The sequence below is a fragment of the Streptomyces sp. SM11 genome, from assembly GCF_002910905.1.
Classification (GTDB): domain Bacteria; phylum Actinomycetota; class Actinomycetes; order Streptomycetales; family Streptomycetaceae; genus Streptomyces.
Genome location: NZ_NEUE01000057.1, coordinates 1 through 10,893, shown reverse-complemented (window position 1 = coordinate 10,893; position 10,893 = coordinate 1). Strand labels below are relative to the sequence as shown.

The window sequence follows — 10,893 nt, the reverse complement described above, 5'->3', positions numbered from 1 at the left end:
CTGCGGTTCAGCGCCCCCGCCATCAGGAGCTCGCGCAGCCCGTCGACGCTCTCCACGGTCTCGGACGACACCTCGGCGAGCGCACTCCGGGTCCGCGCCCCGCGCTCGGCCCGCCCGCGCGCTTCGAACAGCGGCGACCAGATCAGAAGCAGCGCGGCGGGCACGACGGCGAGCAGCAGCCAGGGCCCGAGGGTCGCCAGAACGGTAGCGGACACCGCGAACACCACGCCAGAAGCGATGAGTTGGGCGATGGCGTGGGCGTAGAAGAACTCCAGTGCCTCGACGTCCCCGAGGGCGGTGGCCGCGAGGTCGCCGCTGCGCCGGCCGGCGATCCGGGCGGGGGCGCTGCGGGCCAGTCCGTCGAAGACCCGGACGCGGAGTTCGGCGAGGACCCGGTAGGCGAGGTCGTGCGAGAGGTCCATCTCCCGCCAGGTGGCGAGGGCCCGGAACAGGACGAGCCCGGCGAGGACGGCGACGGTCCCGGGGGTGGGCGGGCGGTACTCCGTGACGGCCGTGCCCACCGTGTGCGCGGCGAGGGTGACCAGGGCGACCAGGGCCGCCTGGTCGACGAGGGCGGCCAGGCAGGTTCGCAGCACGGTGGTGCGGTGCGCGCCGAGCACCGGGAGGAGTGAGCGCAGGGCGCCGGTTCCCGAGTCGTCGGTGGCGGTGGCGGAGCGGCCGGGTACGGGTGGACGGGCAGGATCGGTTGGGGTGGAGGTCGGGGTCATGCGGCGCACTCCTCCTGTGCGGTGCGCCCGGCCGCGACGAGCGAGGCGTAGACGCCGCCGCCCGCGAGCAGGGTGGTGTGGTCGCCCGCGGCGGCGACACGGCCCGCGTCGAGGACGACGATGTGGTCGGCGTGGCGCACGGCGTCGAGCCGGTGGGCGACGACGACGCAGGTACGGCCGCGGCCGGCGGCCGTCAGTTCCCGCACGATGCGCGCCTGCCCGCGTTCGTCGACCGCGCTGGTCGCCTCGTCCAGGATCAGGACCGGGGCATCGGCCAGCAACGCCCGGGCGAGGGCGAGCCGTTGGCGCTGTCCGCCGGAGAGCGTGGCACCGCGTTCGCCGACGAGGGTTGCGTAGCCGTCCGGCAGCCGGGCGATCTCCTGGTCGATCCCGGCGGTGCGGGCGGCGGCGCGGAGTTGTTCGTCCGTGGCGGCCGGGCGGGCGATCCGCAGGTTCTCCGCGATCGTGGCGTGGAAGAGGTAGGTCTCCTGCGAGACCACGGCGATGCCCCGGCGCAGCGAGGCGAGGGTGTACGCGGCGGTGTCCGTCCCGGCGACGGTGAGGCGGCCCCGGTCCGGATCCCGTTGCCGCAGCAGCAGGCTGAGCAGGGTCGATTTCCCCGCCCCGGACGGACCGACGACGGCTGTGGTACGCCCGGGGGCGGCGGTGAAACTGACACCTTCGAGGGCAGGCCGCCCGCTCCCCGGGTGGGTGAAGTGCACGTCCTCGAAACGAATTTCGGGTGCGCTCTCCCAGGCGGCGGGCACAGCACCCCGGTCCGGCACGGCGGCTTCGGCGGTGCGCAGGGCGGCGATGCCGTCGGCAGCCGACACCCCGAGGTAGCCCGCGTGCCACTCGCGGGAGAGGTCGCGGACGGGGCGGAAGCATTCGGAGGCGAGGAGGAGCAGGAGGTAGGTGCCGGTGGCGGCGGTTCGGCCGGTGGCGGCCGAGGAGCACGCCACGAGAACGGCGGCGACGGTGCCGCCCTGGACGGCCAGGTCGGTGAGGCCGGTGTCGACGAGCGAAACGCGGAGTTTGGCGACGGTGGTCCGGTGCAGGGCGGCCGACCGTCGCTCCAGCCGTTCCCTTGTGCGGCCCACGGCACCGGCGGTGCGCAGCGTCGGCATCCCCTGGAGGGCCTCCAGGTAGTCGGCGGCGAGAGCCTCGTAGGAGTCCCAGTGCTCCTTGCCGCGCCGGGCGAGCAGCCGGTCCCACCAGCGCGGCCCGAAGAGGGCGAGCAGCAGGGCGGGTCCGAGGGCGAGCGCCGCGTACGGCTCGACGAGCGCGACGGCGACGAGCAGCAGCGGTGGAACGGCGCAGGAGATGAGGGCTTGGGGCAGATAGCGCGAGATGTAGGCGTCGACGCCCTCCACGCCGTCCACCAGTGTGGCGCGCACGGCTCCGGCCCGCGCACCGGTGATCGCGGTGGGGCCGAGCGCGCCGAGCCGCTCCAGCAGGGTGTCGCGGAGCCCGACCCGTACGGCGGCTCCCGCCGTGACGGCGGTCAGGCGCTGGGCGCGGCCGAGGACGGCGCGGACCAGGACGACGGCGATGACGGCCATGAGCAGCGGGGCGAGGGTGGCCGTCTCTCCCCGGGCGATCCGGGAGAGCACGAGGGCGAGCAGGACGACCTGGGCGAGGTGGGTGGCGGTGACCGCCGCGAGCAGTGCGGTGGCGAGGCCGAGCGGTCGGCGCGCCGTGTTCGCGGCGCGCAGGAGTTCGGGGTGGAGCATCATGGGCGTACTTCCTCGCCGGACGGGGCCGTCGGGGTCGACGGGGGTCGGGTGCGGGGTGCGGGGTGCGGGGTGCCGGGTGCCGGGTGCCTGTCACGGGAGCCGTCACGCAGGCGGCTTCCGGGTCACGGAGGTGAGGCGGGCTCCGGTGTGCTCGCGGGAGGCCGGGGGCCGCCCAGGGCCAGGCCGTGCACGATCCAGTCGCGTCCGGGGGTGTCGCCGAGCGCCGCGCCCAGATCCGCCTGCTGCCAGGAACCGATGGGGCGTGAGCGCATGCCCAGTGCGGTGGCGTGGGCCTGGGCCGCGCCGACCGCGTATCCGGCGATGAGGTGGCTGCTGCGAACAGCGGCCGGCGGGGCGTCCTCGGGACAGCCGTGGGCGAGGAGCACCGCGCCCGCGGTGCCGATCCACGGCTGGTGTGCGGCCCAGCCGGCGAGGGTGGGACGCGCGTCGCCGGAGGCACGGACTGCGAGGCCCCGGCTACCGGGATCCGGTGCGCACAGGGCCGGGGCGGCGCCGCCGACCGCGGCGGTCCAGGCGGGTCCGGCCGGCCGAACTGTCCGCGCGGTCGCCAGGATCCGGGCGAGCAGGTCCTTTCCGGGCGGGTGGTTCAGGTCCTCGGGCGGGGCGCTCCGACGCGCTTCCAGGACGTCGTCGGTCACCGGTACCTGGCGCGGGGCTGGGTGCCAGGTACCGCCGGGCAGCTCGGGGGCTCCTGCGATGTGGTGCAACAGATGCCGTGCTGCCGCGAGTTCGCGGGGCGGGGTGGTATCGGCGCCGGGGTGCGACGCCGGGGCTCCGGCACGGGGCAGGGCGGCCCAGGCGCCCAGTGGCCCTTCGGCGTCCACGGGCCCGCCCGAAGGCATCAACCAGACTGCGGCGAAGGGCAGTTCCGGCTCGGTGCCGGGCCAGACGAGCTGCCAGTCCGGGACACCGGGCAGTCCGGCGGCGGCGGACAGCAGGGTGCCGTCCGCGTCGAGGGAGACCCGGATGTCCACGGCCGGGGGCCCGGCCAGCGCCAGGGCGACGGCGGCATGGCCCATGTCCAGGAGCAGCAACGGCCAGGCCCGGTGGCCATAGTGCGCGGCGGTGCGGGACGCGTCCACGGTGAGGACGACGAGAGCGCCGGGGGGCACGTCGGCGGGGGCCGGGCCGCGCGGATGGGCGCGGTGGGTGCGCGGGTCGTAGGCGTAGCGTCCGGGCGGCAGCGAACATCCCGGCCCGAGCAGCAGGTGGGCGCGCACCGGCTGGAGGGCCCCCGCCGAGGGAACGGGGCGCAACCGGCCCGGCGTCCCGGTGGGCGCGGCCAGGGACAGCCGCAGCACGCGGTCCAGGTCGATAGCGGACCCGGGTCCGGACCCCGCCCCTGACCCGGCCCTGGCCCCTGACCCGGTCCCGGACAACGGCAGCCCGGGGCCGTTCCAAAGGTTCGGGCGCTCCGGAACGTACGGGGAAGGGTCCGGAACCCGCAGCGACCGGGCGTCCGCGAGCGCACGGCGCAGGAAGTCGGGTGCGGGTCGTTCGGGACGGGAACCGAGCGAGACGCCGTCGCCGGAAGCCGACCCCGGGACACGGGCGGAAGTGGAACAGTCCGCGTCCGGCGGCGCGGGAACCGGTCCGGCGACGCGGGCGGCAGGTGGCCCTTCGGGCGCCCCGGGGGCAGCCCCGGTGGGCCGCACGGTGCGCGTCACGGAGGCAGACGGGTCAGGCGGCACGGCGTGCGCCCCGGAAGCAGAAGCAGGTGCGTCGGGCGGCGCGGTGCGTGCGCCTCCGGAAGTGGGCGCAGCGGGTGTCACGGCACGCGCTCCGGAAGCGAACGCGTCGGACGGCACGGCGTGTGCCCCGGAGGCGGGGACGCCTGGCGGCACGGCACTCACCCCCGAGGCAAGCGCGGCGGGCAGCACGGCGCTCGCCCCGGAAGCAGGCGCGTCGGGCCGCGCGGTCCGGCACCCGGGCGGGGGCGCGGCGGCTCGGGCCGAGGCCTCGGGCATGTCGGTGTGCTCCTTCACATGTGCGGCGGCGGGGCGAGGGTGAAGTCCTGTGGGGCGGCGGGTGGTCGGGCGCGCCAGCCCCGGTCGAGCGCCGCCACCGCGAAACGCGGGCAGCCGAAGTAGCTGAAGGCCGCCGGGGAATTGGGGATCAGCCCGGAGACCAGGACGCGGGCGACGCGCAGAGTGGTCTCGGCGACGTCCTCCGTGGTGAGGTCCGCGGTGATCACCCGGTGCCCTCCGGCGGCGAGTGCCGCATCGAGCCCGGTGCGGCTGCCCGGGGCGATCGCGGTGACCGGGACCGTACCGAGGGCGGGTTCGGTGAAGCGGCGGGCGAGCGGGGCCATTCGGTCGTCCAGCCAGACCTGGACATGGGCGCCGAGATCCCGGACCGCGGCGAACTCGGGCCCGCAGTCGTCGAGATAGCGCCGGTCGGCGCGGTGGTCGAGGTAGAGGCCGCGAGCCAGCATCCCGGCTTCCACCGCCCGGTACACCCAGCCGTCGGCGTCCACCGCACCCTGGGTGAACACCCAGGTGTGCACAGCCTCCAGGACGGCCTTGCGGGCCGCCTCCGCCGGGTCGTACCGGCAGGCGAACCCCGCCGCGTACAGGCCCCGCCCGGGATCGTGCACGAGGGCCGCCACGCAGGGGGCGAACTCGGAGGGCATCTCCACGATGTGCACGTCCAGCCCACACCCGGCGAGGTCCTCCGTGAGACCGGGAACGCTTGCCGGGTCGATGCCCCGGGCAGGGCCGTCCAGGTGCCACCACAGCTCCAGTGCGTCGCGCTCGACGACTTCGAGGAGCCCGCGCTCGACGGCGTCGTCGAGGCCCTGCCCGGTGGCTATGCCCGCGTAGTTGAGGTGGTGGGTGCGGGGCAGCGAACGCAGGTCTCCCTGACGCCAGTTGAGGTGGGTCAGCGCGACGGGGGCCCAGCAGGGCTCCCCGTCCTCGACGGCCCGGGTCCACAGCGCCGGTGTGTCGGGGGTGAGCCCGCCGTACGGGAATCCCGGGCGGCCGTACTGCCAGGGGGCGTACGTCGGCAGAGCGCCGGGCCCGTAGAGGTGGTGGCCCTCGGCGGTCAGTTCGGCGGCGGTGGCCCGCCGGGGCTCCTGGGGGTGGCCGGGCGGCGGGAGGCGGTTGCCGCAGTAGCGCTCGACGGCCTCGGCGACGGCCGCGATCCACGCGCCCCGGGGGTCGCCGAACGTGGTGCCGAGCGAGACCCGGTCGGCGGGCCAGGCGCCGAGGCGGCGGGCGTCGGCGACGTCCGCGGTCATCGCGGTGTAGCGGGGCGGCGCACCGGTGGGGTGCTCGACGGGCGCGACGTCGCGGATGATCCCGCTGACAGGATCGACGAGGGCCTCGATGGGCAGGGCGCTGGTCAACGGCATATCTCCGGTACGGGCTCGACGTAGCGGCGTCGGGCGACGACGGGCAGGTGGAGGGCGCTGCCCCGGGGGTTCACGGTGCGGCGGGACGGGGCGAGCCGGGTGGCCGTGACCGGGTCCTCGCCGGTGTGCGGGTTGCGGGCGTGGGCGGGGAAGTGGTGTCCGGCGATCTCGGCACGCAACCGGGTCCCGGCGGGCAGCCGTCGGCCCAGCGTGCCGAGCGGCACGGTGATGTCCGCGGCTTCGCCGGGCGGGCCGGTACGCCGGACGATGCCGAAGGCGAGGGGATCCGCACGGCCGGACGGGTCGAGTGCGGTCAGGCGTACGGCCCAGTCGGCGCAGGGTGCGTCGGCCGTGACATTGATCCGGGCGACGGCTGCTCCCGCCAGGTCGAGCGGGCGGGGCAGCGGCGGCGAAAGGAGCAGACAACGGTCGGCACGGTCGCCGCCGACCGGGACGGCGAGGTTGTCGGAGCGCACGGGGCGGTCCGGGTCCGCACTGAACTCGGCTCCGTGGAGCAGCCGCAGACCGGAGGGCGAGCCGAAGGGCCAGGCGACGGTGCGGGCCGGTCCGAAGGCCGGGGGTGGGACGGGAGCCGTGGCGCGAGCGGGGGCCGTGCGCCGGTCTCGATGGTTGCCCGGTGAGAGGTCCGGAGCGGTTCCGGCGTTCACGGCCGGACGCCGCTCGGAACCCGCCCCCTCCAACCCCTCCACCCCCTCCGGCCGGGTGGCGGCGGCATTGATCGCGGCCCGGGGTGCCCTCCGCACCCACGTGCTGTGCCAGCGGCCGCTGTCGCCGAGGGCGATGACCCCGTGCCGTGTCGGCTCCAGGCGGTCGGCGAGCGCGGCGCGGGCCCACCGCACGTACAGCGCGCCGAGGTTGACGCGCGCTCGGGCCGGTGCGGCCGGGTCCGCGGTGAGGCGGTGGCCCCAGGGGCCGAGCAGCAGACGGGCCGGGCCGCCCCAGCCGTGCCACAGGGCCACGGTGTCCTCGGCGAAGGGGTCACGGGTGCCGCCGACGGCGAGCAGCGGAAGGCGGGCGGTGGCGCCGAGCTCGACGAGCCGGCCTCGCCCCCGGTCGGTCCAGAGCCCGGGCCAGGACGGCAGTTCACGCCCCAGGCCCTCGGCCAGCCGCTCCGCCAGGCGGACGATCGGGAGGTGTTCGAGGAGCCGGGGGTCGTCCGCCAGCGCGCGGGCCAGGGCGTCAGGGTCGGAGTCGCGACGGTCGCCGTGGGACGCCCACCAGCCGGTCCGGGCCCACAGCCGCTCCGGACCCCCCGGCTCGCGCGCCGTCTCGGAGAGCCCGAGCGCGGGGACGGCGGCGATGACGGCGTCGGGGATCCCGTCTCGGAAGGCGTCATCGAGGGCCCGGTCGCGGGGGGCCTCATCCGGGGCGGCGAGCGCGGTGACGAGGGCGCAGTGCGCGGCGTAGGAGGCGCCTGCGGCGACGACCTCTCCGTTGCTCCACACCTGTGCGCGCACCCAGGCGACGGTGGCCGCGCCGTCCGTCCTCTCGTGGCCCCGGTAGGGGTGCCACTCCCCCGGTGAGCCGTGGCGTCCGCGTACGTCCTGGGCGAGAGCGGCGAAGCCGTGCGCCGCCCAGCCGCGCAGCTCGGCGCGGTGGGCGTCGCGCCCGTAGGGGGTTCTGATCACGACGGCGGGACGGGGACGAGCCCCGTCCGGGAGGCATACGTCGGTGGCGAGCGCCGCGCCGTCGGGCGTGAGGACGTACACGGTACGGGTGTTCACGGGCGTGCCTTCACGGTGTCGGTCCCGGCGCGCGTCCCGCGCCGTGTCGGGGCGGGCAGAGGCGCGACGTCCGGGACGGGGAGCACAGGGTGCTCGGTGACGGCGAGGGCGCGCAGGTCGATCCGGCGCAGCCGACGGCGCGCCGGGAGACCGGCGGCCCCGCCCGGCCCGACTGCGGCTGCGGCTGCGGCCGCAGCATCGGACCCGACTTCGGCTCCGGCTCCGGCCCAGGCCCAGGCGATCAGATCGGCGGTGAGGAGCACGGCGATCAAGGCGGCGGAGGCCTCGGTGGGATGCGGTCCGGAGTCGGGGGTGCGGTGTCCGGCCCAGTACGCGGCCAGTTCGCGATGGGCGGCGGTGGCCGCGAGCCTGCGGAGACGGACGTGCCGGGAGGTGACGTCACCCGGGGCCGCGGCAAGGGGTTCGGTCCAGCTGTGCGCGCCCTCGCGGTGGCAGCGCAGCCAGGCGACACGTCGTCCGGGCAGCTGGTCCGCCATGTCCCAGAGCCCTTCGGGTACGGGTGAGTCGAGGCACCACACCACGGCGACCCGCCCTTCGGTGCGGTGGTCCGGGTTCGCCCGGGCGAGTTCCGCCACCCGGTCCGGGGTGGACAGGTGGACCTCGGCCCCTTCCGCCCCGGCGCAGCGCGCCAGCGGACCGGTGATCACGGGGTCGCCGAGGACATGGATGGTGTGGCCGGCGAGCGGGGCCCGGGGCGGGGCGGACACCGCGTGGCCGCCGGCCTCGAACGCCTCGACGATCCGGGTGAGTTCGGCGGTGGGCGGGCCTTCGCCCGGCGTCCCCTCACCCGCCAGCCGACGCACCAGGGCTTCGCCGTCCACACCGCCGGTGTCGATGCGCAGGAACTCCCCTCCGGAGGTCCGGAGCACGGGGCGGGCACCGGGGACGGTGACGATCCCGGTGCCGGGAGCGAGTCGACTGCGGGTCACGGAATCCTCCGGTGCGGAACGCAATATGCGGGACATGGGATGCAGGGACGGGATGTCGGGGGCCGAACGGGGCGGGCCCGCCCGGGGTGTCACCGGGCGGGCCCGTCCCCGCACGGGGAACCTGCCGTCAGCGGCAGGCTTCGCTCACTTCTCGGCCGCGGTGTCGGCCTCGACCGCGTCGTCGAAGGGGTTCTCGACGAGGGCGTTCGAGTGGGTGGCGGACAGATGGGCGAGCTGCCCCTGGTCGGCGATCGGGCTGAACACCTCGTTGTTCTGCATGAGTTGATGTCTCCATTCGGTCGGATCGGGTGGGTGTGCTTCGCGGCGATCACGCGACCTCCGCAGCACCGACATTAATGAATATGATTTTCATTCCGCAATAGCTGGAGTGGATCGAGAGGGTGATCTGGGTAACAGACGGGCCAGCCACCCTCGCTGTCGATCCCCACCCGGCCGTCCACGCCGAGGACTTCGGCCAGCAGCTGCCGGGTGACGACCTCGGCCGGCGACCCGTCGGCGGCGACGCGGCCCTCGCGCAGCGCGACGATCCGGTCGGCGAACCGCGCGGCGTGGTTCAGGTCGTGCAGCACCATCACCACCGTCAGCCGGAGCTCCGCGCGCAGTCGTACGACCGTCTGGAGCACCTCCAGCTGGTGCCGCAGATCGAGATACGTGGTCGGCTCGTCGAGGAAGAGCACACGGGCGTCCTGGGCCAGCGCCATGGCCAGCCGGACCCGTTGGCGTTCACCCCCGGACAGCGCGTCCACCGGCCGGTCGGCCCAGGCGGTGACGCCGACGTCCGCGAGCGCCCGGGACGTCACCTCGTCATCGCCCTCCCGCAGCATCCCGAGCGGCCCCCGAGCGGCGTAGCGCCCCTGACGTACCAGTTGACGCACCGTCAATCCAGGAACCGCGGGTGCCGACTGGTGGAGCAGGGCGACGCGTCGGGCGGCGGTGCGGCGGGGCAGCCGCGCCACGTCGTCACCTTCGAGCAGGACGCGCCCGCCGCTCGGGGTGAGCAGTCCGGCGGCGAGCTTGAGGAAGGTGCTCTTGCCGCATCCGTTGAGCCCGATCAGGGCGACCAGTTCGCCGGCGCGGATGCTCAGGTCCACCCCGCGCAGCACCATGCGTCCGGGGTAGCCGAAGGCCAGTCCTTCCGCCCGGACCACATCCGGGCCGGGTTCCGAACCGGGCTCCGAACCGCACGTCACACCCGGGTTCGATTCCGGGCCGGCCTCCTTCGCCGGGCTCACGTCCACTTGTCCTGTCAGGCCTTCCGGCATGCCGCCCTCACTCATCGCTGTACCCCTGTTCCGTTGACGTCGGCCCGCCGCGTCCACGCCTCGCCCTGTCATCGCTCGTCAGCCCGTCGCCGCGCCACGACCATCAGCAGTCCCGCCCCCACGAAGGTGGTCAGGGCGCCGACCGGAAGGGTCAGCCGGTCCGCGTCGAACGCGGTGGCCAGCAGCCGGGACAGCAGTTGTGCGGCGGCGTCCGCCCCGCACACCACCGCCGCGCCGAGCAGCGCGGCGCCCGGGAGCGTGATGCGCAGGTCGGCGCCGAAGACGGCCAGCGCCAGATGGGGCACCAGCAGCCCTACGAAGCCGAGCGCACCCACCGCCGAGACTGCGCCGGCCGTCAGCGCCACCGCGCACACGAGCGCCGCTCCCCGGCCCCGGCCGGTGGCCAGACCTGCGGCAGCGGCCTGCTCGTCGCCGCAGCGCAACAAGGTCAGGGGTCCGGCGAGCAGCCAGGCCGCCGCACCCCAGAAGGCGGCCCACGGCCAGAGCAGATTCCAGTGCTGCCAGACCCGGCCCTCGGTGGAGCCGATCAACCACTGGACGACGCTGCCGAGTTCGCCGGGGGCCACCAGGAGAACAACGGCGGTGAGTCCGGCGAGCACCGCCGACACGAGGACCCCGTAGACGGCGGTCTGTTCCGGGTCGCCCCGGTCCCGCCCGGTGAGCAGCCACAGCAGCCCCGCACCGGCGAAGCCGCCGAGGCAGGCCGCCACGACCACGGCCGTGGGGGATTCCCAGCCCGCGAGACCGAGGCCGGTCGCGGTCACCGCACCGAGCACCGCACCGGGGGTGACGCCGGTGACCTCGGGTCCGGCCAGCGGGTTGCGCAGGGCCGACTGGAGCACGAGACCGGCGACCCCGAGGCAGGCGCCGGCGGCCAGCGCCACCAGCAGCCGGGGCAACCGCAGTCGGAGCACGATGTGCTCGGCGATGGGGTCGTCGCCGATCCCGAGGAGCACGGCCCGTACGCCTTCGGGGGTGACGCCCCGGCCGGCCAGCAGATCGGCGCAGGCCACCGCGGCGGCGAGCAGCGCCAGGCCGCCCAGCCGGGCGCCCG

General features: G+C 75.7%; 9 protein-coding genes. All 9 read right to left on the bottom strand.

Features of this window, described 5'->3' with window-relative positions:
- Positions 1 to 728, bottom strand: a 728-nt coding sequence (locus B9S58_RS03595; RefSeq protein ID WP_258044175.1) for an ABC transporter transmembrane domain-containing protein, incomplete at its 3' end; no start/stop codon positions are given.
- Positions 725 to 2,464, bottom strand: coding sequence for an ABC transporter ATP-binding protein/permease (locus B9S58_RS03590; protein ID WP_103530693.1), 1,740 nt, complete (start codon positions 2,462 to 2,464; stop codon positions 725 to 727). The genes B9S58_RS03590 and B9S58_RS03595, both read right to left, overlap by 4 nt.
- A 122-nt stretch (positions 2,465 to 2,586) precedes the next feature.
- Positions 2,587 to 3,786, bottom strand: a complete 1,200-nt coding sequence (locus B9S58_RS03585) for a nitroreductase (RefSeq protein WP_308457888.1) — start codon at positions 3,784 to 3,786, stop codon at positions 2,587 to 2,589.
- 680 nt (positions 3,787 to 4,466) lie between these two features.
- Entirely contained in the window at positions 4,467 to 5,834 is a 1,368-nt protein-coding gene (locus B9S58_RS03580; RefSeq protein ID WP_103530696.1) for a YcaO-like family protein, read from the bottom strand.
- Positions 5,831 to 7,585 carry a CocE/NonD family hydrolase gene (locus B9S58_RS03575; RefSeq protein WP_103530692.1) on the bottom strand — a complete coding sequence of 585 codons (1,755 nt, stop codon included), beginning with the start codon at positions 7,583 to 7,585 and terminating at the stop codon, positions 5,831 to 5,833. Before B9S58_RS03575 ends, B9S58_RS03580 begins: the two co-directional genes overlap by 4 nt.
- Positions 7,582 to 8,535, bottom strand: coding sequence for a hypothetical protein (locus tag B9S58_RS03570; protein WP_103530691.1), 954 nt, complete (start codon positions 8,533 to 8,535; stop codon positions 7,582 to 7,584). The genes B9S58_RS03575 and B9S58_RS03570 overlap by 4 nt, the downstream gene beginning before the upstream one ends.
- Positions 8,536 to 8,679: 144 nt before the next feature.
- On the bottom strand, positions 8,680 to 8,814 hold the full coding sequence (amiA, locus tag B9S58_RS38705; RefSeq protein ID WP_258044174.1) for a streptamidine family RiPP: 135 nt from the start codon (positions 8,812 to 8,814) through the stop codon (positions 8,680 to 8,682).
- Between the two features lie 74 nt (positions 8,815 to 8,888).
- Positions 8,889 to 9,662: an ABC transporter ATP-binding protein gene (locus B9S58_RS03565; protein WP_258044176.1), complete on the bottom strand. Its 774-nt coding sequence runs from the start codon at positions 9,660 to 9,662 to the stop codon at positions 8,889 to 8,891.
- Positions 9,663 to 9,886: 224 nt separating this feature from the next.
- Positions 9,887 to 10,882: an iron ABC transporter permease gene (locus tag B9S58_RS03560; protein WP_103530694.1), complete on the bottom strand. Its 996-nt coding sequence runs from the start codon at positions 10,880 to 10,882 to the stop codon at positions 9,887 to 9,889.
- Positions 10,883 to 10,893: the final 11 nt, after the last annotated feature.

What these genes read in the sequence shown, in the direction of transcription:
- B9S58_RS03565 (WP_258044176.1), bottom strand. Translation starts at nt 9,662, where the DNA reads ATGGTGCTGCGCGGGGTGGACCTGAGCATCCGCGCCGGCGAACTGGTC.
- amiA (WP_258044174.1), bottom strand. Translation starts at nt 8,814, where the DNA reads ATGCAGAACAACGAGGTGTTCAGCCCGATCGCCGACCAGGGGCAGCTC.
- B9S58_RS03590 (WP_103530693.1), bottom strand. Translation starts at nt 2,464, where the DNA reads ATGATGCTCCACCCCGAACTCCTGCGCGCCGCGAACACGGCGCGCCGA.